Source organism: Mycolicibacterium setense, assembly GCF_000805385.1.
GTDB classification, from domain to species: domain Bacteria; phylum Actinomycetota; class Actinomycetes; order Mycobacteriales; family Mycobacteriaceae; genus Mycobacterium; species Mycobacterium setense.
Window position 1 is genome coordinate 346,630 of the sequence record NZ_JTJW01000006.1, and the last position, 26,303, is coordinate 372,932.

Genomic DNA, 26,303 nt, shown 5'->3' on the forward strand with positions numbered 1-26,303 from the left:
CAGACGCCGACTGGCCAGTTGTTGCACGCGAACCACGAAAAAGCGTGCAATAACTGGCCTTTCGGCATTTCTAGATGATCGTGTAGCCCATCGCGGCCAGCGTGCGGACCACACTTCTGCCATCGGCGCTGCCCGGAAGTTTCTCGGTGCTGTCGATCTGCAGACCTTCGCCGACGACGCCGTAGAGCTCGGTCGACACCGGGTCGTCGGGCTCCGGCGGCTCGATCCGGCCGTCGGGATGGATGTACTGCGCGCGCATGGCCCACAACTGCTGAGAGGCGGCGACGACGTTGTAGCCGTGCAACGGGGGGCTCACGTGGTAGAGCTCCATGTCGCCTACCGCGAACAACTTCATGATCCGATCGGTATGGGGGACAGACCCCACCAACCGCGCGATGCCACTGCTCACCGCTCAAATCTAATTGCTCCCGGCAGGGCTGTGGCGCAGCAGTTTTCGGCGGGCGGGTGCTTTCGACCGCCCGATGTCGTGTGGTTCAGCTCAGCTGGCGCAGCCGATGGGTGCCGGCCCCTCGCCGTTCTGCGCGGCCTCACATGCTTCCCGGAACCAGGCTCCGCCGGCGTCCCCGGTCGCGTACCCGCCCCCGGCTTCGCCGCGCACATACCCGCCCCCGGCCGCGTCGCGCGAGTATGCGCCGCCGGCCTCGCCGGTCGCGAACCCGCCACCTGCGCTGTCGTTTGCATAGCCGCCGCCACCGGGATCGCCCGGCGCAGCGAATGCGACTCCCGCCGGAACGCACAGTCCGGCGAATGCCAGCGAACCTGCCGCGGCGACTCCACCGAGCACCAACTTCAGCCGCGTCGCCTTGTGCACCATCATTGCCGGTCCTCTGGTTGTGGCCCGCTGGTCGATGCCAGGCCGGTAAGCGCGCGGATAGCGCTTGCCCACAATTTTACGTGACCCAGATCACAATGGCCATTGGGCGGGCAAACACGCTGCAGGACGCAGCGGCGGTCAGTGCGGGTGGCCGAAGTCCGGTGGCGGGGTCGCGCTGACCGGCGGCGTGGCCTTCGGCGTCTGGGGCGTTGTCGGCGGCGTCGTCGGGGCTTGAGTGTCACCGGCCGGGACTTCGGGCTCACCCGTGATCGTCTCGCCGATCGTCATCCGCGGGATCGTGACGTCCTCTTCGATGTTCGGCATGGGTTTCCCCGAGTCGCAGGACACGACCACCGCCAACACGATGGCCGCTCCGCAGGTGGCCGCCACTTGCTGTAGGTATCGAGTCGACACTTCGTCACCTCCTCGATTTGAATCCAAGGCTTGACCAAGTCGACTGTAGAACGCCGGCGCACGGCCCTGGCGTCATTACGTGAATCGGACCACCACGTCGGAGGCTCCTTACGCACCCAGCCGCGCGGCAACGGCCACCACACGACGGGCCAGGTGATCCAGCGCGTCGTAGGTGGCATCGTCGAATTCGCCGATGTTGTCGTGGTTGGCGATCAGGCTCGCGCCATACGGGTTGCCGTCGACGAACTTGAGTGGATCGGTATAGCCCGGCGGCACGATGATCCCGCCCCAGTGCATCAGGGTGACGTACAGCGTCAGCAGCGTGGTCTCGTGTCCGCCATGTGGGGTATTGGTCGAGGTGAACCCGGCATAGACCTTGTCGGCGAGCTTGCCCTGTGACCACAAGCCGCCGAGCGAATCCAGAAAGCCTCGCAATTGCGAAGCGACAGAACCGAACCGGGTGGGCGAGCCGAAGATCACCGCGTCGGCCCACACGATGTCGTCACCGGTGGCGCTCGGTTGGTCCTTGGTGGCTTGGTAATTGGCGGTCCAGGCCGGATTGTGGGCGAACGACTCAGGGTCGGCGGTCTCGGCGACAGGCCGCAACCGCACCTCGGCGCCCGCCGCCTCGGCCGTGGCGGTGACGCGCCGGGCCATGGTGGTGCCGTGGCCGGTCGCGGAGTAGTAGACGACGGCGACCTTGGGTGCAGGGTTGGTCATGGCGCCAGCTTAGGCACGTCCGTGATGCCGAACTCGCGTTTCAGCACGGTGCGGGCCGCATAGAACCCGGCCATCCCGTGCACACCGCCGCCGGGAGGCGTGGCCGACGAACACAGGTAGGCCTTGGGAATCGGTGTGGTCCATGGGTTGAACCGCGGAGTCGGCCCCAGCAGCGCGCTGGCCATGTTGTTCCCGCCGACACCGATATCGCCGCCGACCAGGTTGGCGTTGTGCTCGTCCATCCGCGACGCGGGCACACTGCGTACCCCGACCACCAGATCGCGGAAGCCCGGAGCGAACCGTTCGAAGATCGCGGTCACGGTTTCGGCCAGGTCCAGCGTGGAGTTGTTGGGCACATGAACGTAGGTCCACAGCGGGCGGCGGCCGGCGTCGTCGATGCGGGACGGGTCGGCGACGTGGGGGAGTGCGGCCAACACCATGGGCCACTCGGCATGGCGCCCCGCCGCGACTTCGGACTCGGCCAGCGCCATCTGTGCCCGGCTGCCACCCAGGTGCAGCGTCGGCGCCTGAGCCAGACGTGGGTCATGCCAAGGAATCTCGCCGTTCAGCACGAAATCGACCTTCGCGACCCCCGGCCCGTAGGAGTAACGGCTCAATGCCCGCGCATAGCGCGACGGCAGGGCCTTGCCGTAGATCGACAGCAGGGCGGTGGGTGCCGTGTCGTAGATGACCACGCCGCCCGGCGGCTCGATGACTTCCTGTCCGACGATCAGCTCACCCCCATGTGCGGTGAGATCGGCGAGCAACGCGTCGGGGATGGCCTGGGAGCCGCCGATCGGAATAGGCCATCCAACTGCATGTCCCAGAGTCGCCAGCATCAAGCCGGCGCCTCCCGAAACCAAGGACGGCATGGTTGAGATCGTGTGTGCGGCAACACCACTGAACAGTGCCCGGGCATCCTCACCCCTGAGCGACCGCCACAGCGGGGTGCCCTGGGCCAGGAGCCGGGGTGCGACGCGCGCCGCCGCGCCCAGCGACGGGGGTATCGACCGTTTGTCGCCGAGGATGAGGCCCACCACGCCATCACAGTCGTCGGCCAGCGGGCCCAGCAGCCGACGCCAGGAATCTCCGGAGTCCAATTCGGCACAGGTGCGCTCGATGTCGCGGTAGCCGATCGCCGCGGACCGGTTCGGCAACGGACTCGCGTAGGAGATCTCGGGAACGGCCAGGCGCACCCCGCGCGCGGTCAGGTCGTAGGCGGCGAAGAACGGCGACGCCAACGCCAGTGGGTGCACCGCCGAACAGATGTCGTGGCTGACACCGGGGAATTCCGGGTCGGGCAGCGTACGGGCACCGCCGCCCGGCGTCGGCTGCGCCTCGATCACGCGTACCGACAGCCCGGCCCGGGCGCAGATGACAGCGGCGGACAGCCCGTTGGGGCCGCTGCCGACGACGGTGAGGTCCACGCCCATCAGTACACCGCACGCGGTTCGGCTGTGGTAGGGCCCACACATTAGGCTGTCCGCGTGAGTCTTCCCGTTGTTTTGATTGCCGACAAGCTCGCGGAATCGACCGTCGCCGCGCTCGGTGACCAGGTAGAGGTCAGGTGGGTCGACGGTCCGGACCGCGAGAAGCTGCTCGCCGCCGTGCCGGAAGCCGATGCGCTGCTGGTGCGTTCCGCCACCACGGTGGACGCCGAGGTCATCGCCGCGGCCCCCAAGCTCAAGATCGTCGCCCGCGCGGGTGTCGGCCTGGACAACGTCGATGTCGACGCCGCGACCGCCCGCGGCGTGCTCGTGGTCAACGCGCCCACCTCCAACATCCACAGCGCCGCCGAGCACGCCCTGGCCCTGCTGCTGTCCACGGCCAGGCAGATCCCCGCCGCCGACGCGACGCTGCGCGATCACACCTGGAAGCGGTCGTCGTTCTCCGGTGTCGAAATCTTCGACAAGACGGTCGGCGTCGTGGGCCTGGGCCGCATCGGCCAGCTGGTCGCTCAGCGCCTGGCCGCCTTCGGCGCGCACATCGTCGCGTACGACCCCTACGTCTCGCAGGCCCGCGCCGCCCAGCTCGGTATCGAGTTGCTGCCGCTGGACGAGCTGCTCGGCCGCGCCGACTTCATCTCGGTGCACCTGCCCAAGACCAAGGAGACCGCCGGCCTGCTCGGCAAGGAGAACCTGGCCAAGACCAAGCCGGGCGTCATCATCGTCAACGCCGCCCGCGGTGGCCTGATCGATGAGCAGGCCCTGGCCGACGCGATCACCAGCGGCCACGTGCGCGCTGCCGGCCTGGACGTCTTCTCCACCGAACCGTGCACCGACAGCCCGCTGTTCGAGCTGCCGCAGGTCGTCGTGACCCCGCACCTGGGCGCCTCGACCGCCGAGGCGCAGGACCGGGCCGGTACCGATGTGGCCGCCAGCGTGAAGCTCGCGCTGGCCGGCGAATTCGTACCGGACGCCGTGAACGTCGGCGGCGGAGCCGTCGGCGAAGAGGTGGCTCCCTGGCTGGACCTCGTGCGCAAGCTCGGGCTGCTGGCCGGCGCCCTGTCCGATGCGGCTCCCGTGTCGCTGTCGGTGCAGGCGCGCGGCGAGCTGGCTTCCGAAGACGTCGAGATCCTGCGCCTGTCGGCACTCCGTGGGCTGTTCTCCGCGGTGGTCGACGAGCAGGTGACATTCGTCAACGCGCCGACGCTGGCCGCCGACCGTGGAGTGGCCTCCGAGATCAGCACCGCCACCGAGAGCCCGAACCACCGCAGCGTGGTCGATGTGCGCGTCGTGCACGCCGACGGCAGCTCGCTGAACGTCGCGGGCACCCTGTCCGGGCCGCAACTGGTCGAAAAGATCGTCCAGATCAACGGACGCAACTTCGACCTGCGGGCCGAGGGCTACAACCTGATCGTCCACTACAACGATCAGCCGGGCGCGCTCGGCAAGATCGGCACCCTGCTCGGCGGGGCGAACGTCAACATCCTGGCCGCGCAGCTCAGCCAGGACGTCGACGGCGACAGCGCCATCGTCATGCTGCGCCTGGACACCGATGTGCCCGAGGACGTGCGTGCCGCGATCGCCGCCGCGGTCGACGCCACGACGCTGGAAGTGGTCGACCTGTCATGAAACTCGCTGTAATCGCCGGTGACGGCATCGGGCCCGAGGTCATCGCCGAGGCGCTCAAGGTGCTCGACGCGGTCCTGCCCGGTGTGGACCGCACCGAATACGACCTGGGCGCGCGGCGCTACCACGCGACCGGAGAGACTCTGCCCGAGGGCTTCGTCGACGAGCTCAAGGGCTACGACGCAATCCTGTTGGGCGCCATCGGTGATCCCTCTGTACCCAGCGGGGTGCTCGAGCGCGGACTGCTGCTGAACATGCGGTTTGCCTTGGACCACCACGTGAACCTGCGACCGTCGAGGTTGTTCGCCGGGGTGTCCAGCCCGCTGGCCGGCAACCCGGAGATCGACTTCGTGGTGGTGCGCGAGGGCACCGAAGGTCCGTACACCGGAACCGGTGGCGCCATCCGGGTGGACACCCCGCACGAGGTCGCCACCGAGGTGTCCACCAACACGCGCTTCGGTGTCGAGCGTGTGGTGCGCTACGCCTTTGAGTTGGCGCAGCGAAGGCCTCGTCATCACCTCACCCTGGTGCACAAGAACAACGTGCTGGCGTTTGCCGGCTCGCTGTGGAAGCGCACCGTCGATGAGATCGGTGTGGAATACCCGGACGTCGAGACGGCTTACCAGCACATCGATGCGGCGACCATCCACATGGTCACCGATCCCGGCCGGTTCGACGTGATCGTCACCGACAACCTGTTCGGCGACATCATCACCGACTTGGCGGCTGCGGTGTCCGGCGGTATCGGCTTGGCCGCATCGGGAAATATCGATGCGACGGGCACCAACCCGTCGATGTTCGAGCCGGTACACGGCAGCGCCCCCGACATCGCCGGGCAGGGTCTGGCCGACCCGACCGCCGCGGTGATGAGCGTGGCGCTGCTGCTGACCCACCTCGGGGAAACCGACGCCGCGGCGCGGGTCGACAAGGCTGTCGGTGAGCACCTGGCCACCCGGGGTGACACGAAGCTCTCGACCAGCGAGGTCGGCGAGCGGATCTTGTCTCTGCTGTAATTCTTTGCGCCGAGCGTGCGCTGAGAGCGGGATTTTCGACATTTCGGCGCTCTCAGCGCACGCTCGATGTGGGCGCGATGAGTCTGCCGACGCCGCCGGGTCTGTATGGGCATGGGACTCATCGAGATCGAAATATTCGCAACGCTAGATCTCGTCGCGCAGGCGCCCGGCGGCCCCGACGAAGATCCGATCGGATTCTCCTTCGGCGGCTGGCAGGCACCGCTGATCGACGAGGTGTCCGGCGCACAGGTCGGCTCCGCGTACGAGGGCACCGACGCGCTCCTGCTCGGCCGGCGAACCTATGACATCTTCGCCGCCTACTGGCCGCAGCAGGACGACGAATTCGGCACGTTGTTCAACAGCATCCCGAAATACGTGGCCTCGCGCGGAAATCCCGATCTCTCATGGGCCGGCGCTACACAAGTGGGGCCCGATCTGGCCGGGGCCGTACGCGAGATCCGGGACAGGCATGAGCGCGTGAAGGTGGTCGGAAGCCTGAACTTCGTCCAGACGCTCCTGCGGGAGAAACTGTTCGACCGACTCGACCTCTGGATACACCCGATCATGCTGGGCGCCGGCAAGAAAGTGTTCGACGGTGGCGCGGTGCCCACCAACGTCACACTGCTGCAACCGCCGGTGGCCAGTCCGAACGGCATCGTGTACCTGCGCTACGGCCTCGCCGACGGCACACCCGCGACGGGGGATATGAGCGAGGTGCAGTAGACCGCCTGGTCCTGTTCGCGCAAGCGCTCACGCGGCTAGTTCTGTTCGCGCACCGGATCGGGACTATTGATCTTCGCGCACCGCATCGGCTGGAACCAGGGGCACCGCCAGCAGCGGCAACAACGCACACACCGCGAAAGCCACCGGATAGCCGGCCACCCCGATCAGAGCGCCGAACAACGGTGCCGCACTGGCGGTCGCCATATGCTGTGCGGTGTTCTGCGTGCCCAGCGCACGCCCGCTCCAGAACGGGCCGGCGATCTCGGCGATGGCCGTGAAGGCCAAACCGTTGTCGGACACGGTGATCACCGAAGCGATCACGATCAGCGCGACACTGATCGGAGACCCCAGCCAGTCGGTGAGCGCCAGCAGCGCCATCGTGGCTGCCGCCGCCAATGCGATGGTCCGGATGGGCCGCAACCGTTGACCTACGACATCGGACCACCTTCCGGCGGCGATTCGCCCTGCCGCACCCAGTAACTGGGCCACCGTCACGAGCGTGCCCGCCGAGGCGGCCGACCAGCCTCTGTCGCTCATCAACCACACCAGGGTGAACGTCCACACCATGCCCTGCGGGACCACCAGCAGCACCGACACGGCGTGAATGCGCCACAACACGTTTGAGCCGCGGTACGGGTTGGCCAGGTGTTCGGCCGGTGCCTCGTGGCGGGGGAGTCGTGGCGGATCCAGCACGCCCACGGCACAGATGACGGCTGACAGCACGCACGCCGCCGCCGGGAACAGGAGCGCCGTCGCGGTGCCGTGGCTCTCGGCCAGGCGCGGAATCACCAAGGCGCCCAAGCCGACACCCAAAGGCGTTGCCGTCTGCCGGATTCCCATCGCCAGCCCGCGCTGTTCGGGCGGGAACCAGCCCACCACAACGCGCCCGCTCGCCGAATTGCTGCTGGCCGCAGCCATTCCGCCCAGCAGCAGGAAGATTCCGACGGCGACCAGGGAATGCGCTGCCGCCGCGCCGAACGCCGCGGCGGCGGTCAGCGCCGAGCCCACCGTCAGCACGATCCGTTCACCGACGCGGTCGACGACGTAGCCCCAGGCGATCAGGGTGATCACGAGCCCGAAGCTCGGCATCGACGACAGCAGACCGGCCTTGGCCAGATCCAGGCCGAGTTCGGCGTGCAGGGTGGGGATGAGGAACGCCGCGCCGTTGATGAAGACGTTGGCACATGTGGTCGCGGTCAACGCGATCGCCAACATCGACCAACGGCGCAACGTGCTGATCGACGAAACCGGCATGTGAACATCGTTTCACGGATGTCCCATCATATTGAATTGTGATCTCAATATATGAGACGCAGACCCGCTCGCTTAGGCTGTGACCGTGAAGTTGTGGTTTGCGGCAACCGTTTTGCTGATATGTGGACTTGTGACGGCACCGACATCGGCAGCTGCGCCGAACTGGTCGGGCCTGGATGCCCGTCACCACGACGCACCGATTCCGGCGGCCGGCACCCTGATCGAGGCGGTGCCGCTGGATCCCGAATTGTCGGTGCCAGGTGCGGCGAGCGCCTACCGCATCCTGTATTCGACCGTCGATCAACATGATTCGCCTGCCCTCAGCACCGCAGCGGTATTGATTCCACACGGTGAGGCGCCCGAAGGCGGCTGGCCGACCATCGCCTGGGCCCACGGCACCGTCGGACTCGGTGACGACTGCGCACCGTCGGCGCAGCCGCGCAGCGCAAGGGACGCGCAGTACCTCACGCATTGGCTCGACCAGGGCTACGCCGTCGTCGGCTCCGATTACGCCGGGCTGGGAACGCCGGGGCTGATGAGCTACCTCAACAGCGTGGCCACCGCCCACAGCGTCGTCGACTCGGTGATCGCGATGCACCACATGGAACTGCCGTTGTCGCCGAGATGGGCCATCGTCGGTCAGTCACAAGGTGGTGGGGCCGCGGTCAACAGCGCGCGCTGGGCCACCGAATTCAGCCGCGGCACCGGTCTGGACTACCGCGGCGTGGTGGCCACCGGCACGCCGTTCAATGTCGAGAGCATCGTCAAACAGTCAGGGCCCGACATGGCGCTGCCGCCTAACCTGGGGCCCGCGGCCAACAGCTACACGGGCTACATCCTGGCCGGGTTCCGGGAGGCCCGCCCCGACATCGATGTCGACAGCGTGCTGACCCCGGCCGGGCTGGCCGCGGTCGACAAGGCCGAGACGCTGTGCAAACCGGAACTGGATCAACAGCTCACCGGCATGACGCCCACCGGGTTCTTCAGCGCCCCGCTGGCCACCCTGCCCGGCGCGGCCGAAGCTCTCGATGCCTACCTCGGCACGCCGACCAGCGGCTATGACCGGCCGATCTTCCTGGGTGTCGGGCTTCAGGATCGAGATGTCCCGCCGAACATGACGCTGCAGCTCGACGACCAGCTTCGGGCCAACGGCCAGGACGTCACCCTCAAGGTGTATCCCGACGAGGACCACTCCGGCACCGTGCTGGCGTCGCTTCCGGATTCCACGCCGTTTCTGGCAGCGGCGTTCGCGGGCTGACGAAACCGGACGGGAGGCGTCAGCGCTGGTGGTAGGAGGCTGCGCACTACCCTGGTCAAAATGCGCCTAGGTCGAATCGCCAGTCCCGACGGCGTCGCTTTCGTCAGTGTCGAAGGCGACGGTGCCGATGCCGTCTGCAAAGAGATCGCCGAGCATCCGTTCGGTAATCCCAACTTCACCGGGCGGAGCTGGCCGCTGGCCGACGTCCGCCTGCTGGCACCCATCCTCGCCAGCAAGGTCATCTGCATGGGCAAGAACTATGAGGCCCACGCCGCGGAGATGGGCGCGGTAGCTCCCGAGGACCCGGTCATCTTCCTCAAGCCGAACACCGCGATCATCGGACCAAACGTGGCGATCCAGTTGCCGGCCGACGCCAATCCCGTCCACCACGAGGGCGAGTTGGCGATCGTCATCGGCCGGCCGTGCAAGGACGTGCCCGCCGCACGTGCGGCCGAGAACATCCTGGGCTACACCATCGCCAACGACATCTCGGCGCGGGACCAGCAGGCAAAGGACGGCCAGTGGATGCGGGCGAAGGGGCACGACACCTTCTGCCCTGTGGGTCCGTGGATCGTCACGGATCTCGACCCGTCGGACCTGGAGATCCGTACCGAGGTCACTCGTGGAAATGCCGGCAGCGCCGGCGGCGAAGTTCGCCAGCGCAGCCGGACCTCGTTGATGATCCACGACATCGGCGCCATCGTCGAGTGGGTCTCGGCGGTGATGACGCTGCTGCCGGGCGATCTGATCCTCACCGGAACACCCGAAGGCGTCGGCCCGATCGAAGACGGGGACACCGTGAGCGTCACCGTCGAAGGCATCGGCACCCTTACCAATCCCGTTGTGCGAAAAGGAAAGTAATAGAATGACGGCGTCAAATGTCCGGGTGAGGTTCTGTCCGTCGCCCACCGGCACCCCGCACGTCGGGTTGGTCCGCACCGCGCTGTTCAACTGGGCCTACGCCAGGCACACCGGCGGGACCTTCGTCTTCCGCATCGAGGACACCGACGCAGCGCGTGACAGCGACGAGAGCTACGCGGCGATCCTCGACGCGCTGCGCTGGCTGGGCCTCGACTGGGACGAGGGGCCCGAGGTCGGTGGCCCGTACGAGCCGTACCGGCAGTCGCAGCGTAGCGAGATCTATCGGGACGTGATCGCGCGCCTGCTTGAGGCAGGCGAGGTCTACGAGGCGTTTTCGACACCGGGGGAGGTCGAGGCCCGGCACATCGCCGCCGGTCGAAATCCCAAGCTGGGCTACGACAACTTCGACCGCACCCTCACCGACGAGCAGCGGGCGCGGTTCGTCGCCGAGGGGCGTGAGCCGGTGCTGCGGCTGCGCATGCCCGACGAAGACCTCGGCTGGACCGATCTGGTGCGCGGGCCCGTGAGCTTCCCGGCGGGCTCGGTGCCGGATTTCGCGATCACGCGCGCCAACGGGGACCCGTTGTACACCTTGGTCAATCCGGTCGATGACGCGATGATGAAGATCACCCACGTCTTGCGCGGCGAGGACATCATGCCCTCGACGCCGCGGCAGATCGCGTTGTACCGGGCGCTGATGAGGATCGGCGTGGCCGAGCGGGTTCCTGAATTCGCCCACCTGCCAAGCGTTCTCGGCGATGGCAACAAGAAGCTGTCCAAGCGCGATCCGCAGTCGAACCTGTTCCTGCACCGCGACCGCGGCTTCCTGCCGGAGGGGCTGCTGAACTACCTGGCGCTGCTGGGCTGGGGCATCGCCGACGATCACGACGTGTTCAGCCTGGACGAGATGGTGGCCGCGTTCGACGTGGCAGACGTCAACTCCAACCCGGCGCGGTTCGACCAGAAGAAGGCCGACGCGATCAACGCCGAGCACATCCGGCTGCTCACGCCCGACGATTTCACCGCCCGGCTGCGCGCCTATCTTGACGCCCACGGGCACGACACCGGTTTGGACGAGGCCGCATTCGCCGAGGCGGCCGCGTTGGTCCAGACCCGCATCGTCGTACTCGGCGATGCCTGGGGCCTGCTGAAGTTCTTCGACGACACGTCCTACGAGATCGAGGAGAAGGCCGCGGCCAAGGAGCTGCGCGAGGAGGCCGCACCGGTCCTGGACGCCGCGCTGAGCGCCTTGGAGGAGGTCGGCGAGTGGAACACCGCCAACATCGAGGCAGCGCTCAAGGCGGCGCTTCTGGACGGTCTGGAACTCAAGCCACGTAAGGCGTTCGGACCTATCCGCGTCGCAGTCACGGGCTCGACGATCAGCCCGCCGCTGTTCGAGTCGATGGAACTGCTGGGCGTCGACCGCAGCCTTGAGCGGTTGCGGGCCGCCCGGGCCACGCTGTGAACCCCCGGGAGTGACGGGGCTTGGTAAAGAGAGCCGAAAATCTTTGGTAGTCTGCTCGTCGGCCCGAAAAGTGAAACGGGGAAGCCCCCGCTGAGCCGATCGGATCGAAATTGCCCTTGACCTGCGGTGATGGGCAATTATTGGGGTATGGTGTAATTGGCAACACAGCGGTTTCTGGTACCGCCATTCTAGGTTCGAGTCCTGGTACCCCAGCCATCCGGACGGGTTCAGATGGATTAGGCGAGCACGATTGCCTGAGCTATGCTGACCACCCGGAAGTTCTAGCCCCCGTCGTCTAGCGGCCTAGGACGCCGCCCTCTCACGGCGGTAGCGTGGGTTCGAATCCCATCGGGGGTACAGAAGTAGAAGCGCCCAGTTCTCACGAACTGGGCGCTTTTGCGTTGTCTGGTTTGCGTTGTCTGGACAGGGGCCCCGGGCCGCCACGCCGGGCGCTCAACGCCGTGCTGAGATTCGTCTCACAGTCGTCGGGTGAGCGCGTCGGCGGCAGCGAGCAGGTCGGCGGCCCAGCGGGCCCCGGGCCGCCGGCCCATGCGGTCGATCGGCCCGGACACCGACACCGCGGCGATCACGGCGCCACGGCCGTCGCGCACCGGCGCCGAGACGCTGGCCACACCTGGCTCGCGCTCGGCGGCGCTCTGCGCCCAGCCGCGTTTGCGAACCTCGGCCAGCGTGCGATCGGTGAATTTGGCGGCAGGCAGCACCGCCTGCTGGGTGGCCGGGTCGGCGTACGCCAGTAGCACTTTGGCTCCGGAACCGGCCGTCATCGGCAGGTGGGTGCCCACCGGCACGGTGTCGCGCAGCCCGGCCGGAGGCTCCAATGCCACGACACACACCCGCGATTGCCCCTCGCGCCGGTACAGCTGCACGCTCTCGCCCGTAATTTCACGCAGGCGCGGCAGGACCGCGGCCCCGGCCGCCAGGAGCGGATCGTTGACGTGGGAGGCCAATTCGGTCAATGCCGGGCCAAGGCGCCAGCGTCCGTCGCCGTCACGGGCCAGCAGGCGGTGCGTTTCGAGCCCGGCGGCCAGTCGGTGCGCGGTCGCGCGGGGCAGTCCCGTGCGCTCGCAGAGTTCGGCCAGCCCGCAAGGTGACTCGGCCACGGTGTGCAGCACACCCACGGCTTTGTCGAGAACGCCGATGCCGCTATCATTTCTCACAGAGAGATACTAGCGTCTCGCATCGTGAGATGACAGACGAGATGGTGACAGTAACTCCCAGCCCTGGCGGACTCTTGATGCAAGCCCGCATTGCCGTTAATGGAATCGAGAAGTAGCGATGGACCAATCGACACAGACATCCGAAAAGCCGCGCACCCTGGCCGAAAAGGTTTGGGACGACCATGTCGTGGTGCGCGGTGAGGGAGAGGGCGCTGCCAAAGAGCCCGACCTGATCTACATCGACCTGCATCTCGTGCACGAGGTCACCAGCCCGCAGGCGTTCGACGGCCTGCGATTGGCGGGGCGGCCGGTCCGGCGGCCCGACCTGACGATCGCCACCGAGGACCACAACGTCCCCACGGTCGACATCGACAAGCCGATCGCGGATCCGATTTCGCGCACCCAGGTCGAGACATTGCGGCGCAACTGCGAGGAATTCGGTATCCGTCTGCACCCGATGGGCGATGTCGAACAGGGCATCGTGCACATCATCGGTCCGCAGCTGGGACTGACGCAGCCGGGTATGACGGTCGTGTGTGGGGACAGCCACACCTCTACCCACGGCGCCTTCGGTGCGATCGCGATGGGCATCGGCACGTCTGAGGTGGAGCACGTGATGGCCACGCAGACACTGCCGCTCAAGCCGTTCAAGACCATGGCGGTCAACGTCGACGGCGTGCTGCCGCCAGGGGTGAGCGCCAAGGACATCATCCTGGCGGTGATCGCCAAGATCGGAACCGGCGGTGGCCAGGGCCATGTCATCGAATACCGGGGAAGTGCCATCGAGGCGCTGTCCATGGAAGGCCGGATGACGATCTGCAACATGAGCATCGAGGCCGGGGCGCGCGCGGGCATGGTCGCTCCTGACGAGACCACGTTCGAATTCCTGAAGGGCCGCCCGAACGCTCCGAAGGGGGCTGACTGGGACGCCGCCGTCGCCGCGTGGAGTCAGTTGCGTACTGATGAGGGCGCCGAATTCGACACCGAGGTCTACCTGGACGCCGCCACGCTGAGCCCGTTCGTCACGTGGGGAACCAACCCGGGACAAGGTGTCCCGCTGTCCGCGTCGGTCCCAGATCCGGAGTTGATGGGCGACGACGACGAGCGTCAGTCGGCGGAGAAGGCTTTGGCCTACATGGATCTTCGACCCGGGATGGCCATGCGCGATATCGCTGTGGACACCGTGTTCGTCGGGTCTTGCACCAACGGCCGGATCGAGGATCTGCGGGTGGTGGCCGACGTGCTGCGCGATCGCAAGGTCGCCGACGGGGTGCGGATGCTGGTCGTGCCTGGCTCGATGCGGGTCCGGGCCCAGGCCGAATCGGAAGGCCTCGACCAGGTATTCACCGCCGCGGGGGCCGAATGGCGTCAGGCCGGCTGCTCGATGTGTCTGGGCATGAACCCCGATCAACTGTCGCCGGGACAGCGCTGTGCCTCGACGTCCAACCGAAATTTCGAAGGCCGGCAGGGCAAGGGCGGCCGCACCCACCTGGTGTCGCCGGCCGTCGCGGCGGCCAGCGCCGTGCGCGGAAAACTGGCGTCCCCAGCCGATCTGCCTGCCGCGACCCGCTAAGCAAATCAGAAGGAGAAGCGTGATGGAGGCTTTTAGCACTCACACCGGCATCGGTGTGCCGCTGCGACGGTCCAATGTCGACACCGACCAGATCATCCCCGCCGTCTATTTGAAGCGGGTAACCCGAACGGGTTTCGAGGACGGATTGTTCGCCGCCTGGCGCAATGATCCGTCGTTCATTCTGAATCTCCCGCCATTCGACAAAGGCTCGGTGTTGGTCGCCGGCCCCGATTTCGGCACCGGATCTTCACGCGAACATGCCGTCTGGGCGCTCATGGACTATGGCTTCCGGGTGGTTATCTCATCTCGATTCGCCGACATTTTCCGCGGCAACGCCGGCAAGGCCGGGCTATTGGCGGCAGAAGTCGCCCAAGACGATGTCGAGCTCTTGTGGAAGCTGATCGAGCAGAATCCGGGGCTGGAAATCACTGTGAATCTTCAAGATCGAAATATCGTCGCCGGAACGGTTGTGGTGCCGTTCAGAATTGACGACTACACGGCCTGGCGGCTGCTCTCCGGACTCGACGATATAGGCCTTACGCTGCGGAAACTCTCTTCGATCGAGGATTACGAGAAGCACCGGCCGGCCTGGAAGCCACGCACTCTGCCGGCCTGACCGAGGGCCTCCTACGGGTGCATCGGCGCCCGAATTCGCCGCCTGCCAAACCGGTTCTGGAACCGACCGAGCGGAGTCCAAGTGGGGCAAGCGGATTGCCGGATTGTTCGCTAGCTACGCCTGAAATTGCGCGTGGCTCTTGGAAATCAGTGGTCACAGGGTTTACCGTGTCCTCTAGTCGGTCCAAGGAGGACCACTGGTTTCGGAGGTTTTGGATGAACAAAGCGGAGCTCATCGACGTACTCACAACAAAACTGGGCACCGATCGTCGGCAGGCTACCGCCGCGGTGGAGAACGTTGTGGACACCATCGTCCGCGCGGTGCACAAGGGCGACAGCGTCACGATCACCGGCTTCGGTGTCTTCGAGCAGCGCCGGCGCGCTGCCCGTGTGGCGCGTAACCCGCGTACCGGCGAGACGGTGAAGGTCAAGCCCACCTCGGTGCCGGCGTTCCGTCCGGGCGCGCAGTTCAAGGCGGTTGTCTCTGGGGCGCAGCGTCTCCCGTCTGAAGGTCCGGCCGTCAAGCGCGGCGTGACCGCGGGCCCGGCCAAGCGTGCCGCCAAGAAGGCACCTGCCAAGAAGGCGCCGGCCAAGAAGGCGGCGACCAAGGCACCGGCCAAGAAGGCCGCGACCAAGGCGCCCGCCAAGAAGGCCGCTGTCAAGAAGGCGCCGGCCAAGAAGGCGGCGACCAAGGCACCGGCCAAGAAGGCCGCGACCAAGGCGCCCGCCAAGAAGGCCGCTGTCAAGAAGGCACCGGCCAAGAAGGCCGCGACCAAGGCACCCGCCAAGAAGGCCGCGACCAAGGCACCCGCCAAGAAGGTGGCTGCAAAGAAGGCACCGGCCAAGAAGGGCCGCAAGTAATTACGGTAAAGGCACGTCGTGAGCCCTAGCTGAGCTCACGACGTGTCTTTTCTCGTGTGGATCTAGCTGTCGGCGGGCAGGGGACTACCGAGGTGGTCCGCGGCGACCAGCCGGCCGTCCGCCAACGACAGCACCCAGGTACTGCCTTTGCGATTACCGGTGGTCTGGGGTCGCACATCTGAGCGCGCGCACCACCACGCGATGAGATCGGGAATCACCTTGCCCTGTGTGCAGATCACCGGGGTGCCCGCCCGGCTCGCCAGCTCGAGCACACGGTTGCGGCCGGCCTTGTGGTCGGAGTTGTACTCCTCTTCGGTCAGCCCCGGCTCGTTGTGAATGTCCACGCCGAGTTCCTGGGCCAGAGGCTCCAGAGTCTGGTGGCAGCGCAGCCGATCGGCGGCGTAAAGCGTTGTGGCACCGAATGCCAGTAGTTGGGCGACGAGTGCCTCGGCCTGCGCCCGGCCCTTCTTGTCCAGCGGACGCTTGCGGTCGTCGCCCTTGAATCGCGATCGGCTGCCGGCCGTACCGTGTCGCACGATCAGTACCGTCTTGGTATCCGATGGCTTTTTCGCGAAGCGGCGCAACACTTTTCGGTCATGCGGGTACACCAGCTGATCTATCGCCGCATTCACGGGAAGCCAGATCAGCTTGTCCACCTCGTCGTTGGGTGTGAAGTCGCCGCCCGTCGCGCGGGCAGCCCAGTACCACACCCGTTTGGTCCCCTGCGGAATGTCATACGAGATCGAGCCGAGCCGCCGACCCAGCTGCGCGGTGTAACCGGTCTCCTCGTGAACCTCGCGTACCGCGGCCACCGGATCGGTCTCGTCGAACTCGACCTTGCCCTTGGGCAGTGACCAATCGTCGTATCGCGGACGATGGATGACGGCCACCTCGGTCACGGCTGTACCTGCGGCATCCTCGCCGCCACGCCACAACACGGCGCCCGCCGCGGGCACGACCTTGTCGCCCCGCTTCGCTGCTGTCGTGCTGTCGTTCGACACCTCAACTCCTGCAGGTCATTCACCGGCCTTGGCCAGGTGGGGATCAGGGGTGCCGGTGACGTTCCATCAGCGACACCTGGTGGTCGCGGACTGTCTGCCCTTCCTGAGGCAGCGCCGTCCAGTGACCATCGTGTCGTAGCTCCCAGCATCGGGTGGCCGGATCCATCGCGGAGTCGAACACCTCGTCGAGTTGTGCGGCCAACCTCGGATCCTTGACCTGAGCCATCACTTCGACACGGCGGTCGAGATTACGATGCATCATGTCGGCGCTGCCGATCCAGAACTCGTTCATGGCGCGAAAGTGAATAATCCGCGAGTGCTCAAGGAAGCGCCCGAGGATCGAGCGCACCCTGATGTTGTCGGAATACCCGGGTACACCGGGCCGCAGGGCGCAGATGCCCCGCACCACGATCTCGACCGGGATGCCGGCCTGCGACGCCCGGTACAGCGCATCGATCACCTGCTCGTCGACCAGTGCGTTGGCCTTCAACCGGATTCCGGTCGTGGCTCCCTCACGGTGAGCGGCGATCTCGCGGTCGATGCGCTCGATGATGCCCTTGCGCACACCGCGCGGAGCCACCAGCAGGTTGCGGTAGGAGTCCTTGCGTGAGTACCCGGTCAGTGAATTGAACAGGTCGGTGAGGTCGGCGCCGATGTCGGGATCGGCGGTGAGTAGCCCCACATCTTCGTACAGCCGCGCGGTTTTCGGGTTGTAGTTGCCGGTGCCGATGTGGCAGTAGCGTCGGATCGTCGACCCCTCACGCCGCACCACGAGGCAGGTTTTGCAGTGCGTCTTGAGGCCGATCAGCCCGTAGACCACATGCACCCCGGCCTGTTCGAGTGCTCTGGCCCATTTGATGTTGGCCTGTTCGTCGAAGCGGGCTTTGATCTCGACGAGCGCGACCACCTGCTTGCCGGCCTCGGCCGCGTCGATCAGTGCGTTGACGATCGGCGAGTCACCGGAGGTGCGGTAGAGCGTCTGTTTGATCGCCAGCACGTTGGGGTCGGCGGCGGCCTGCTCGATGAAGCGTTGCACGGTGGTGGAGAACGAGTCATAGGGATGGTGCACCAGCACGTCCCCGTCACGCAGGGTGGAGAAGATGCTCTTCGGTGTCTCGCGTTCGCCGAAAGCCGGTGGGGTGGCGGGTACGAACGGCCGATCCTTGAGCGCGGGCCGGTCGACGGCGTAGATCTGCCAGAGCGCGGACAGGTCGAGCAGGCCGGGCACCTCGATGACATCGCCTGGGGCCACATCCAGCTCCCGCAACAGCAGTTCGAGCATGCTCTCGGTCATGTCGTCGGACACTTCCAACCGCACAGGCGAGCCGAATCTCCGGCGCGCCAGTTCCCGCTCGAGGGCCTGCAGCAGATCCTCGTCGCGATCTTCCTCGACCTCGAAGTCGGCATTGCGGGTGATCCGGAACGCATGATGCTCGACGATCTCCAGGCCGGGGAACAACACCGGCAGGAACGCCGCGATGAGTTCTTCCATCGGCAGGAACCGGACAACGGCCGATCCGTCGGCGGGCGGGCTCAGTTCCACGAAGCGGCCGACGTTGTCGGGAACTTTGATCCTGGCGAAGTGCTGTCCGCCGTCTTCGGGATGTTTGACGGTGATCGCCAGGTTCAGGCTCAGCCCACTCACGAACGGGAACGGGTGGGCCGGATCGACCGCGAGCGGGGTGAGCACCGGGAACACCTGCTCGTGGAAGTAGGTGGAGAGCTTCGCGCGTTCGGTCTCGTCGAGTTGCGCCCAGTTGACGATGACGATGCCCTCTTCGGCCAGTGCCGGGCGCACCGAGCTGAGGAACACCTTGGCGTGCCGGTTGGCGATCTGCTGGGTGCGTTCGTTGATGCGACGCAACTGTTCGCGCGGTGACAGGCCATCGGCCGAGCGCACCGAAAGTCCCATCTCGTCGCGGCGTTTGAGCCCCGCCACCCGGACCATGTAGAACTCGTCGAGGTTGGACGCGAAGATCGCCAGGAACTTCGCCCGCTCGAGTAACGGCAGAGACGGGTCGGCGGCCAGCGCCAGGACCCGCGCGTTGAAATCCAGCCAGCTCAGCTCGCGGTTGAGGTAGCGATCCTCGGGCAGCGCGTCGTCCACTGCCGGCCACGTGGCCGCCGGTGGGGCTTCCGGTGTTGCCGACTCGACTGCCTGGCCCGATGCCGCCGGGGCGCTGTCCCGGTGGGAGTCGTCCGAACGGGTGTCCAGCTCGGCTTCGGTGGCTTCGCTCATCTGTCCGATCATTCCCTATCCCACGGGTGTGCGGCTACCTGCCGGCGTGCCTGCCGAGGGTGCGGGTGGTGGCGGTACCGACCCCGAGGCGGCGCGCCGCCTGAAGATCGTCGGGTGTGTCGATGTCGCAGCGCAGACCGGGCCACGCCCCGGTGAGCTCGATCGCGCCGGAGTGTCGATGGCGCGCAGCCGAATCGGATCCGAAGTGCGGTGCCAGCGAAGTGCCGAAAGCGAACAGCGCCGAGGTTCCCGTGCCGTGCCGGTCCCCGACGAAACTGCGTTGATAACCACGGGCCATGGCCAGAGCCTCGGCCAACTCCTGGGGCTGCAGGGCAGGAAGATCCCCTTGCAGAACAACGATATTCGATGCGGTGGAGCGAAGTTCGGCCTCAGCCGCGGCGATGGCGTTGTTCAGTGGGTCACGATGACCGGCCGGTGTCGGGTCCATCAACACCCCGGCACCGAGTTGCCGGGCGGCCTCTGCCGCGGTGTCGTCAGGGGTGACGACGGTCACCGGCGCGATCGCGGACGCCGCGGTGATGGTGTCGACGAGCATCGCCAGCACTACAGCCTCGCGCGTGGATGCGGAGAAGATGGGCGCCAGCCGGGTTTTGGCGGCTGACAGCCGTTTCACCGCGATGACGAGGGTGACGTCAGCGGCCTGCGTTGCTGCTGCGGCGTTGTCGCTTCGGGAGCCGCTCATGGGTTCATCCTGCCAGCCCGGCGGCGTCGGCGAGTGCCGCAGCCGCCGGGATAGGGTGAACGGGTGGTAGAGGCTGCGGTGATGGGTGCCGGTGCGTGGGGGACGGCGCTGGCCAAGGTGCTGGCGGACGCGGGTAATCCGGTGACGGTGTGGGCGCGGCGCCCCGAGGTTGCCGACGAGATCAACACCGATCATCGCAACAGTCGTTACCTCGGTGACGTCGTTCTGCCGCCGACGGTCAAGGCCACCGCCGATCCGGCCGAGGCGCTGTCCGGCGCCTGCACGGTGCTGCTGGGCGTTCCGGCGCAGCAGCTGCGGTCCAACCTTGAGGGCTGGAAGCATCTGATCGGTGACGACGCGACATTGGTCAGCCTGGCCAAGGGAATCGAGCTCGGCACGCTCATGCGGATGAGCCAGGTCATCGTCCAGGTCACCGGCGTCGATCCGTCCCGGGTCGCTGTCGTGACCGGGCCGAACCTGGCCAGCGAGATCGCCGACGAGCAGCCTGCGGCCACCGTCGTCGCATGCAGCGACTCCGGCCGCGCGGTCACGCTGCAACGGGCGCTGGCCACCGGATACTTCCGGCCTTACACCAACGCCGACGTGGTGGGCGCCGAAGTCGGCGGAGCTTGCAAGAACGTCATCGCACTGGCCTGTGGCATGGCGGTGGGAGTCGGGCTGGGGGAGAACACCGTTGCCGCCATCATCACGCGCGGCCTGGCCGAGGTGATGCGGTTGGGCATCGCCCTGGGCGCCACCCCCGCCACGCTGGCCGGGCTGGCCGGCGTGGGCGATCTCGTGGCCACCTGTACCTCCGAGCACTCCCGTAACCGCACCTTCGGCGTGCGGCTGGGCAGGGGCGGCACCATGGAATCGGCGCTGACCGCGGCGGGTGGGCACGTGGCCGAGGGCGTGGCCTCGTGTGAATCGGTGCTGGCGCTGGCATCCAGTTACGGTGTCGAGATGCCGCTGACCGACGCCGTTCATCGGGTGTGCCACAAGGGACTGTCGGTTCACGAGGCCGTCGCGGGGCTTTTGGGCCGCAGCACCAAACCGGAGTAGAGATCCTCCGGGGCGAGGAGGAAAACGGGCATGGACGGCTTGTACGGGGATTCCACCCGGAGCGTCAAAGCTGTTGGACTGAAACCTGTTCCGGGGCAGCCGGTGGCGCCGACGCCGGTGCCGGCATCGGCATTCCACCTCTCACCCGACGAGGCCGAACCGCTGGACAGCTACGGTCGCAGCTCCAATCCGTCGTGGCGGCAACTGGAAGCAGCGCTCGCCGAACTGGAGGGGGCGGCCGCAGCGCTGACGTTCGGATCCGGGATGGCTGCGATCACCTCGACCCTGCGCGTGCTCGCGAAACCGGGAACCACCCTTGTGGTCCCGGCTGACGGCTACTACCAGGTGCGCCGGTATGCATCTGAATACCTTGCACCCCAAGGGATCACGGTGATCGAGGCGGGTGTTTCCGACATGTGCGAGGCCGCCGCTCGGGCTGACGTGGTGCTCGCCGAGACACCCGCCAACCCAGGGCTGGACGTAGTCGACCTGCACCGGCTGGCGATGACCTGCCGCGGTCGCGGGGCCACCCTTGTCGTCGACAACACCACTGCCACTCCGCTTGGCCAGCAACCGCTTTCGCTCGGCGCCGACCTCGTGGTGGCCAGCGCCACCAAATCACTGTCGGGGCACAGCGATCTGGTGGCCGGTTATGTCGCCGGCTCTCAGCCCGAGCTGATGGCGGCGGTGGAATCCGACCGGCTGCTGGCCGGGCCGATCCTGGGCGCCTTCGAGGCGTGGCTGGTGTTGCGCAGCCTCGGCAGTGCCGGGCTGCGGTTCGAGCGCCAGTGCCAGAACGCCGCAGCACTGGCGGTGATGTTGTGCAGCCATCCTGCGGTGCGTTCGGTGCGCTATCCCGGGCTGCCCGAGGATCCGGCTCACGAGCTCGCGGCCACCCAGATGAAGCGGTTCGGCGGATTGGTGTCGATCGAACTGGCCGATGCCGCCGCCGTTCATGCGCTGGTGGAGCGCAGCGCTCTGCTCATCGCCTCGACGAGCTTCGGCGGAATTCACACCTCGGTGGACCGCAGGGCCCGCTGGGGTGACCCGGTTCCTGCCGGCTTCGCGCGCATCTCGGCCGGGATCGAGGACACCGAAGACCTGATCGTCGATATCGAGCAGGCCCTTCAGGGGTGAAAGTGCAGGTCGGGATGCGCCGACAGGCAGGAACCGACCGGGACGGTAGCCTCTCTAGGTTGTGACAGCCCGCAATCAGACCGGATCCCGCACCCGCGTCGCCGTCGTCTACGGCGGGCGTAGCTCCGAGCACGCGATCTCGTGCGTGTCGGCAGGCAGCATCCTGCGCAATCTCGATCCCGAGCGGTTCGAGGTGGTCGCCGTCGGGATCACCCCCGATGGTTCCTGGATGTTGACCGACGGGCGTCCCGAAACGCTGGCGATCACCGACGGCCGGCTGCCCGAGGTCACGGAGACCTCCGGAACCGAACTGGCGCTGCCCGCTGCCCCGAACCGCAGCGGCCAGCTGCTGGCGCTGAGCAACGGCCCCGGTGAGCTGCTGGCCGCCGTCGACGTGGTCTTCCCGGTGCTGCACGGCCCTTACGGCGAGGACGGCACCATCCAGGGGCTGCTGGAGTTGGCCGGGATTCCCTATGTTGGTTCCGGCGTGCTGTCCAGCGCCGCCGGGATGGACAAGGAGTTCACCAAGAAGCTGTTGGTCGCCGAGGGCCTGCCGATCGGTGACTTCGTGGTGCTGCGCCCCAACCAGCCCACTCTGGACCTGGAGCACCGCGAACGGCTCGGCCTGCCGGTGTTCGTCAAGCCCGCGCGGGGCGGCTCCTCGATCGGCGTCAGCCGGGTCGCGGCCTGGGACGAACTGCCCGCGGCGATCGAACTGGCACGCCGCCACGATCCGAAGGTCATCGTCGAGGCCGCGGTGCCGGGCCGGGAACTGGAATGCGGTGTCCTCGAATTCCCCGACGGCAGCGTCGAAGCCAGCACGGTCGGCGAGATCCGGGTGGCCGGAGTGCGCGGACGCGAGGACGGCTTCTACGACTTCGCCACCAAATATCTTGTCGACGCAGCCGAGTTGGATGTGCCGGCCAAGATCGACGACGACGTTTCCGAGGAGGTTCGCCGGCTGGCCGTGCGGGCCTTCACCGCGATCGACTGCCAGGGGCTGGCCCGCGTCGACTTCTTCCTCACCGATGCAGGCCCGGTGATCAACGAGATCAACACCATGCCGGGCTTCACCACCATCTCGATGTTCCCGCGGATGTGGGCGGCCAGCGGTGTCGACTACCCGACGTTGCTGACTGCGATGGTCGAAACCGCGCTGGCGCGGGGCACCGGCCTGCGCTGAGCTCAGCCCGCCGGGGCCGGTGCCGGTTCCTGCGCCGGCATCGTGCGAGCGACCTGACCGGAGATCTGCTGAATGGGTGTCGGCCCGGAGCCGGCCGGCAGGGTCAACGCGACGTACACCGGGCGGTCCACCGCGTACCAGGTGCTGCGGCCCTGACCATCGGCCTGCGCACCCGGGCCCGCGACGCCTGTGTCTCCGACCCGGAACCACTGGACCTCGTCGACCACCTGTAGTGGGGTGCCCACGACAAAATCGGTGGGGCGGTCCAGCCCGCAGCGCAGGACCACCGGCTCTGTGTCCGGCTCGGCGCGCCACGCCGCGGTGCCCGGTGGGGTCGGATCGACGGTCGGGGCCCGCCGGAAATCGCCGAGTTGTTCGGGCAGCGCGTTCAGCAGATCGCGACAATGTTGGTTGTCGGCCTGGGGCGCCGGTATCGCCGGGATGGCCACAGGTTGCTGATCGGGGGATTGCTGCCGTGACGCCGCGATACCGAGGACGGTGATCAGCACCGAGACCGCGACGACGACCGCCGCGATGAGGATGGCGCGGGGCGGTCCGTCGACGGCATGCGAATCGGTCACACCACCAACTCTATGGCTGGCCTGTGTTGGCGATCGGGCAGGTCAACGTACGGGTGATGCCGGGTACCTGCTGGACGGCGGGCACCACGTCTGCTTGCAGCACCGTCAAGGTGTCGGCGCTGATGCGCAAGACCACGTCATAGGGCCCGGTCACGTATTCCGCGGACGTCACGCCCGGCAGGCCGGCGAGTTGTTTGGCGACGACTTCGGCGCGGCCCACCTCGGTCTGGATCAGGACGTAAGCCTCCACCACCGGCTGTCTCCTCCATCTCGCTGCATAAACTGCTGGCCGCAGGCACCAAACGTACCGCAGGTCGGGTCCGGGTTCTCAGGACGCGGCAGCCGACCGGCAGGAGGCCATATGACGGGTGAGACCACCGGCGACGATCCCGGTGACGACAACGACGACACCCTGGCGGGAGCGGGTGAATTCGTCGTCATCGACCGCTTGGTGGCCGGGCGCACGCAAGCCGACGCCGTGACGCTCGGTCCGGGCGACGACGCGGCGGTGGTGACGGCAGCCGACGGCCGCACCGTGGTCTCCACCGACATGTTGGTGCAGGACCGTCATTTCCGGTTGGACTGGTCCTCGCCGCACGACATCGGGCGCAAGGCCATCGCCCAGAACGCTGCCGACATCGAAGCCATGGGCGCTCGGAGCACCGTATTCGTGGTGGCGTTCGGCGCACCGTCGGACACATCGGTGGCCGCCGCGTCGGAATTGGCCGACGGACTGTGGGACGAGGCACGCCGGCTGGGCGCGAGCATCGCAGGCGGAGACCTGGTCAGTGCCCCGCAGTGGGTGATATCGGTCACGGTGCTCGGGGACCTCGGTGGCCGGGAACCGGTGTGTCGCAGCGGTGCCCGACCCGGCGATACCGTCGCGGTGGTGGGCGCACTTGGCCTCTCCGCGGCGGGATATGAGCTTCTGCGCCGTGGTGTCGACGGATTTCCGGACCTGCGGCAGCGACACCTGACACCGCAACCGCCTTACGGTCAGGGTGCGGTTGCCGCCGCCGCCGGAGCCACCTCCATGACCGATGTGTCCGACGGCCTGCTCGCCGATCTGGGCCACATCGCGACGGCATCCGGGGTCGGCATCGACGTGGACAGCGGCCTTCTCGACGGCGACCGTCGAGCGGTCGCCGAGGCCGCCGGGGCAATGGATGCCGATCCGTGGCAGTGGGTGCTGGGCGGCGGCGAGGACCACGCTCTGGTCGCCACATTCCCGGATGAACTTCCCGCGGGCTGGCGCGCCATCGGACGGGTGATCGACAGCCCGGCAGTGGTGCTCGTAGACGGCGCGCCGTGGGGCGGTAATGCCGGATGGCAATCGTTCGGCTAGTGGCTCACGCTAGGTTGGTTTCTCGTGATGCGGACGCGAGGAGCGAAAAGATGACGGCGGACGCGAGGAGCAAAACGATCACGGCGGACGCGAGGAGCAAAACGATCACGGCGGACGCGAGGAGCGAAACGATCACGGCGACCGGCAGTTCAGCCGGTGCACGTCCCCTCGACGAGCTCGTCGACGCCGGCTGGGCCCGGGCGCTCGAGCCGGTGGGGGCGCAGGTCGCACAGATGGGGCAGTTCCTGCGCGACGAACTCTCTGCCGGCAGGCGCTATCTGCCTGCCGGCCAGAATGTGCTGCGCGCCTTCACCTTTCCATTCGAGAAGGTGCGCGTGCTGATCGTGGGCCAGGACCCCTACCCGACTCCGGGCCATGCCGTCGGCCTCAGTTTTTCGGTGGGTGCCGACGTGCGTCCGCTGCCGCGCAGCCTGTCGAACATCTTCACCGAGTACTCCGAGGATCTGGGATATCCGCTGCCGGCCAACGGCGATCTCACCCCGTGGGCAGAACAAGGAGTGATGCTGCTCAACAGGGTGCTGACGGTGTCCCCGGGCACTCCGGCCTCGCACCGCGGCAAGGGCTGGGAAGCGGTGACCGAATGTGCGATCCGGGCCCTGGTCGCGCGGGAGCAGCCGATGGTTGCCGTGCTGTGGGGCCGGGATGCGTCGACGCTGAAACCGATGCTCGCCGAAGGTGACTGCGCGACGATCGAATCGCCGCACCCGTCACCGTTGTCGGCGTCGCGCGGATTCTTCGGATCACGCCCGTTCAGCCGGGCCAACGAACTCCTTCAGCAGAAGGGTGCCGATCCGATCGACTGGCGATTGCCCTGAGGTGGTCACGGCCTGGGGATTGCCGGCGGCTGCGGGATGGCGGGCGGAGCCGGGATCCCCGGTGACGGAATCTCGATGGTCACGTCACCGTTGCCCTCGGTCGGGGAGGGAGGCATCTCAGCGGGCGACGTCGGCGCAGGCGAGACCGGCGTTTCGATGACCGTGGTCTCGGTGCGGGTCGCCGGGCCTTCCGAGGTCACCGGAGCCTCGGTCGTCAACGGAGTCTCCGAGGTGGTGGTGTCGTCGTCGGAGCTGTTGTCACCACACGCGGTCAGCATCGAGCCGACCGCAAGTGCGGCAGCGAACACGTAGAGCGGTGTATGTGATGCACGACATGGAGTCATGAGGCCAGCAGATACCCTGCCGTGCCCTCAG

At 67.1% G+C, this 26,303-nt stretch carries 27 protein-coding genes and 2 tRNA genes; 16 read left to right on the forward strand and 13 right to left on the reverse strand.

The features are described 5' to 3' along the window. Positions 1-70: 70 nt before the first annotated feature. The 5 genes from QQ25_RS12320 to QQ25_RS12340 form a co-directional block, all read right to left on the reverse strand. A complete protein-coding gene (locus QQ25_RS12320; RefSeq protein ID WP_039378942.1) occupies positions 71-409 on the reverse strand; it encodes a hypothetical protein in 339 nt (112 codons plus the stop codon). Between the two features lie 90 nt (positions 410-499). Next, the gene (locus QQ25_RS12325; protein WP_039318758.1) at positions 500-838 is read right to left on the reverse strand and encodes a hypothetical protein; all 339 of its coding nucleotides are present in this window, start codon (positions 836-838) and stop codon (positions 500-502) included. Positions 839-973: 135 nt separating this feature from the next. Then, a complete protein-coding gene (locus QQ25_RS12330; RefSeq protein WP_131546153.1) occupies positions 974-1,249 on the reverse strand; it encodes a hypothetical protein in 276 nt (91 codons plus the stop codon). 108 nt (positions 1,250-1,357) lie between these two features. Beyond that, positions 1,358-1,969 carry an NAD(P)H:quinone oxidoreductase gene (wrbA, locus tag QQ25_RS12335; protein WP_039318761.1) on the reverse strand — a complete coding sequence of 204 codons (612 nt, stop codon included), beginning with the start codon at positions 1,967-1,969 and terminating at the stop codon, positions 1,358-1,360. Next, positions 1,966-3,396, reverse strand: a complete 1,431-nt coding sequence (locus QQ25_RS12340) for a phytoene desaturase family protein (protein ID WP_101906302.1) — start codon at positions 3,394-3,396, stop codon at positions 1,966-1,968. Before QQ25_RS12340 ends, wrbA begins: the two co-directional genes overlap by 4 nt. Positions 3,397-3,456: 60 nt before the next feature. Here QQ25_RS12340 and serA point away from each other — a divergent pair, with 60 nt between their 5' ends. The 3 genes from serA to QQ25_RS12355 all read left to right on the forward strand — a co-directional run bounded on the left by serA (position 3,457) and on the right by QQ25_RS12355 (position 6,776). Next, complete coding sequence (gene serA / locus QQ25_RS12345) at positions 3,457-5,043, forward strand: phosphoglycerate dehydrogenase (protein ID WP_039318763.1); 1,587 nt, start codon at positions 3,457-3,459, stop codon at positions 5,041-5,043. Next, positions 5,040-6,053 (forward strand): 3-isopropylmalate dehydrogenase, encoded by a 1,014-nt coding sequence (locus tag QQ25_RS12350; RefSeq protein WP_039378946.1) that lies wholly within the window; start codon positions 5,040-5,042, stop codon positions 6,051-6,053. Before serA ends, QQ25_RS12350 begins: the two co-directional genes overlap by 4 nt. 111 nt (positions 6,054-6,164) lie before the next feature. Continuing rightward, on the forward strand, positions 6,165-6,776 hold the full coding sequence (locus QQ25_RS12355) for a dihydrofolate reductase family protein (RefSeq protein WP_039318765.1): 612 nt from the start codon (positions 6,165-6,167) through the stop codon (positions 6,774-6,776). Between the two features lie 63 nt (positions 6,777-6,839). On the opposite strand, the gene QQ25_RS12360 is transcribed toward QQ25_RS12355, so the two are convergent. After that, positions 6,840-8,030, reverse strand: coding sequence for an MFS transporter (locus QQ25_RS12360; protein ID WP_039378948.1), 1,191 nt, complete (start codon positions 8,028-8,030; stop codon positions 6,840-6,842). A gap of 85 nt (positions 8,031-8,115) precedes the next feature. Here QQ25_RS12360 and QQ25_RS12365 point away from each other — a divergent pair, with 85 nt between their 5' ends. The 5 genes from QQ25_RS12365 (at position 8,116) to QQ25_RS12385 (ending at position 11,971) form a co-directional block, all read left to right on the forward strand. Next, positions 8,116-9,288: an alpha/beta hydrolase family protein gene (locus QQ25_RS12365; RefSeq protein ID WP_082017564.1), complete on the forward strand. Its 1,173-nt coding sequence runs from the start codon at positions 8,116-8,118 to the stop codon at positions 9,286-9,288. 60 nt (positions 9,289-9,348) lie between these two features. Beyond that, the gene (locus tag QQ25_RS12370; protein WP_039378950.1) at positions 9,349-10,149 is read left to right on the forward strand and encodes a fumarylacetoacetate hydrolase family protein; all 801 of its coding nucleotides are present in this window, start codon (positions 9,349-9,351) and stop codon (positions 10,147-10,149) included. A gap of 4 nt (positions 10,150-10,153) precedes the next feature. Continuing rightward, positions 10,154-11,614, forward strand: coding sequence for a glutamate--tRNA ligase (gltX, locus tag QQ25_RS12375; RefSeq protein WP_039378951.1), 1,461 nt, complete (start codon positions 10,154-10,156; stop codon positions 11,612-11,614). 141 nt (positions 11,615-11,755) lie between these two features. Continuing rightward, positions 11,756-11,830, forward strand: a tRNA-Gln gene (locus QQ25_RS12380). A gap of 68 nt (positions 11,831-11,898) precedes the next feature. Beyond that, positions 11,899-11,971, forward strand: a tRNA-Glu gene (locus tag QQ25_RS12385). A gap of 119 nt (positions 11,972-12,090) precedes the next feature. On the opposite strand, the gene QQ25_RS12390 is transcribed toward QQ25_RS12385, so the two are convergent. Then, entirely contained in the window at positions 12,091-12,792 is a 702-nt protein-coding gene (locus QQ25_RS12390) for an IclR family transcriptional regulator (RefSeq protein WP_029111385.1), read from the reverse strand. Between the two features lie 118 nt (positions 12,793-12,910). Here QQ25_RS12390 and leuC point away from each other — a divergent pair, with 118 nt between their 5' ends. The 3 genes from leuC (at position 12,911) to QQ25_RS12405 (ending at position 15,841) form a co-directional block, all read left to right on the forward strand. Further along, positions 12,911-14,365 (forward strand): 3-isopropylmalate dehydratase large subunit, encoded by a 1,455-nt coding sequence (leuC, locus tag QQ25_RS12395; protein ID WP_052235789.1) that lies wholly within the window; start codon positions 12,911-12,913, stop codon positions 14,363-14,365. Between the two features lie 22 nt (positions 14,366-14,387). Then, a complete protein-coding gene (gene leuD / locus QQ25_RS12400) occupies positions 14,388-14,981 on the forward strand; it encodes a 3-isopropylmalate dehydratase small subunit (protein WP_039318769.1) in 594 nt (197 codons plus the stop codon). A gap of 215 nt (positions 14,982-15,196) precedes the next feature. Further along, positions 15,197-15,841, forward strand: coding sequence for an HU family DNA-binding protein (locus tag QQ25_RS12405; protein WP_039318770.1), 645 nt, complete (start codon positions 15,197-15,199; stop codon positions 15,839-15,841). Between the two features lie 62 nt (positions 15,842-15,903). On the opposite strand, the gene mutT1 is transcribed toward QQ25_RS12405, so the two are convergent. From mutT1 to cofC, 3 genes are read right to left on the reverse strand one after another with little or no spacing between them, the layout of a single operon-like run. Beyond that, positions 15,904-16,842: an 8-oxo-(d)GTP phosphatase MutT1 gene (gene mutT1, locus QQ25_RS12410; protein ID WP_039318771.1), complete on the reverse strand. Its 939-nt coding sequence runs from the start codon at positions 16,840-16,842 to the stop codon at positions 15,904-15,906. Positions 16,843-16,885: 43 nt separating this feature from the next. After that, entirely contained in the window at positions 16,886-19,093 is a 2,208-nt protein-coding gene (locus QQ25_RS12415) for an RNA degradosome polyphosphate kinase (protein WP_039378952.1), read from the reverse strand. 22 nt (positions 19,094-19,115) lie between these two features. Further along, positions 19,116-19,784, reverse strand: coding sequence for a 2-phospho-L-lactate guanylyltransferase (cofC, locus tag QQ25_RS12420; protein ID WP_039378953.1), 669 nt, complete (start codon positions 19,782-19,784; stop codon positions 19,116-19,118). Positions 19,785-19,847: 63 nt separating this feature from the next. Between cofC and QQ25_RS12425 the strand changes: the two genes are divergently transcribed. The 3 genes from QQ25_RS12425 to QQ25_RS12435 all read left to right on the forward strand — a co-directional run bounded on the left by QQ25_RS12425 (position 19,848) and on the right by QQ25_RS12435 (position 23,166). Then, the gene (locus QQ25_RS12425) at positions 19,848-20,846 is read left to right on the forward strand and encodes an NAD(P)H-dependent glycerol-3-phosphate dehydrogenase (RefSeq protein ID WP_234706081.1); all 999 of its coding nucleotides are present in this window, start codon (positions 19,848-19,850) and stop codon (positions 20,844-20,846) included. A 30-nt stretch (positions 20,847-20,876) separates the two neighbouring features. Further along, complete coding sequence (locus QQ25_RS12430; RefSeq protein ID WP_039378954.1) at positions 20,877-21,983, forward strand: cystathionine gamma-lyase; 1,107 nt, start codon at positions 20,877-20,879, stop codon at positions 21,981-21,983. A gap of 61 nt (positions 21,984-22,044) precedes the next feature. Continuing rightward, complete coding sequence (locus QQ25_RS12435; RefSeq protein WP_039318777.1) at positions 22,045-23,166, forward strand: D-alanine--D-alanine ligase family protein; 1,122 nt, start codon at positions 22,045-22,047, stop codon at positions 23,164-23,166. Between the two features lie 2 nt (positions 23,167-23,168). Here QQ25_RS12435 and QQ25_RS12440 read toward each other — a convergent pair whose 3' ends face one another. Beyond that, positions 23,169-23,747 carry a DUF3515 domain-containing protein gene (locus QQ25_RS12440; protein ID WP_039318780.1) on the reverse strand — a complete coding sequence of 193 codons (579 nt, stop codon included), beginning with the start codon at positions 23,745-23,747 and terminating at the stop codon, positions 23,169-23,171. Between the two features lie 10 nt (positions 23,748-23,757). Continuing rightward, on the reverse strand, positions 23,758-24,000 hold the full coding sequence (locus QQ25_RS12445) for an Lrp/AsnC ligand binding domain-containing protein (protein ID WP_039318782.1): 243 nt from the start codon (positions 23,998-24,000) through the stop codon (positions 23,758-23,760). A gap of 108 nt (positions 24,001-24,108) precedes the next feature. Between QQ25_RS12445 and QQ25_RS12450 the strand changes: the two genes are divergently transcribed. Both QQ25_RS12450 and QQ25_RS12455 read left to right on the forward strand, forming a co-directional pair. Then, positions 24,109-25,092 carry a thiamine-phosphate kinase gene (locus tag QQ25_RS12450; protein WP_039378955.1) on the forward strand — a complete coding sequence of 328 codons (984 nt, stop codon included), beginning with the start codon at positions 24,109-24,111 and terminating at the stop codon, positions 25,090-25,092. Positions 25,093-25,142: 50 nt separating this feature from the next. Next, positions 25,143-25,928 (forward strand): uracil-DNA glycosylase, encoded by a 786-nt coding sequence (locus QQ25_RS12455; RefSeq protein WP_234711901.1) that lies wholly within the window; start codon positions 25,143-25,145, stop codon positions 25,926-25,928. Between the two features lie 5 nt (positions 25,929-25,933). Here QQ25_RS12455 and QQ25_RS30835 read toward each other — a convergent pair whose 3' ends face one another. Continuing rightward, on the reverse strand, positions 25,934-26,236 hold the full coding sequence (locus tag QQ25_RS30835; protein ID WP_131546155.1) for a hypothetical protein: 303 nt from the start codon (positions 26,234-26,236) through the stop codon (positions 25,934-25,936). Positions 26,237-26,303 lie beyond the last annotated feature (67 nt).

What these genes read in the sequence shown, in the direction of transcription:
- wrbA (WP_039318761.1), bottom strand. Translation starts at nt 1,969, where the DNA reads ATGACCAACCCTGCACCCAAGGTCGCCGTCGTCTACTACTCCGCGACC.
- QQ25_RS12355 (WP_039318765.1), top strand. Translation starts at nt 6,165, where the DNA reads ATGGGACTCATCGAGATCGAAATATTCGCAACGCTAGATCTCGTCGCG.
- gltX (WP_039378951.1), top strand. Translation starts at nt 10,154, where the DNA reads ATGACGGCGTCAAATGTCCGGGTGAGGTTCTGTCCGTCGCCCACCGGC.
- QQ25_RS12450 (WP_039378955.1), top strand. Translation starts at nt 24,109, where the DNA reads ATGACGGGTGAGACCACCGGCGACGATCCCGGTGACGACAACGACGAC.
- QQ25_RS12430 (WP_039378954.1), top strand. Translation starts at nt 20,877, where the DNA reads ATGGACGGCTTGTACGGGGATTCCACCCGGAGCGTCAAAGCTGTTGGA.
- QQ25_RS12405 (WP_039318770.1), top strand. Translation starts at nt 15,197, where the DNA reads ATGAACAAAGCGGAGCTCATCGACGTACTCACAACAAAACTGGGCACC.
- QQ25_RS12360 (WP_039378948.1), bottom strand. Translation starts at nt 8,030, where the DNA reads ATGCCGGTTTCGTCGATCAGCACGTTGCGCCGTTGGTCGATGTTGGCG.
- leuD (WP_039318769.1), top strand. Translation starts at nt 14,388, where the DNA reads ATGGAGGCTTTTAGCACTCACACCGGCATCGGTGTGCCGCTGCGACGG.
- leuC (WP_052235789.1), top strand. Translation starts at nt 12,911, where the DNA reads ATGGACCAATCGACACAGACATCCGAAAAGCCGCGCACCCTGGCCGAA.
- QQ25_RS12415 (WP_039378952.1), bottom strand. Translation starts at nt 19,093, where the DNA reads ATGATCGGACAGATGAGCGAAGCCACCGAAGCCGAGCTGGACACCCGT.
- QQ25_RS12325 (WP_039318758.1), bottom strand. Translation starts at nt 838, where the DNA reads ATGATGGTGCACAAGGCGACGCGGCTGAAGTTGGTGCTCGGTGGAGTC.
- cofC (WP_039378953.1), bottom strand. Translation starts at nt 19,784, where the DNA reads ATGAGCGGCTCCCGAAGCGACAACGCCGCAGCAGCAACGCAGGCCGCT.
- QQ25_RS12350 (WP_039378946.1), top strand. Translation starts at nt 5,040, where the DNA reads ATGAAACTCGCTGTAATCGCCGGTGACGGCATCGGGCCCGAGGTCATC.
- QQ25_RS12370 (WP_039378950.1), top strand. Translation starts at nt 9,349, where the DNA reads ATGCGCCTAGGTCGAATCGCCAGTCCCGACGGCGTCGCTTTCGTCAGT.
- QQ25_RS12455 (WP_234711901.1), top strand. Translation starts at nt 25,143, where the DNA reads ATGACGGCGGACGCGAGGAGCAAAACGATCACGGCGGACGCGAGGAGC.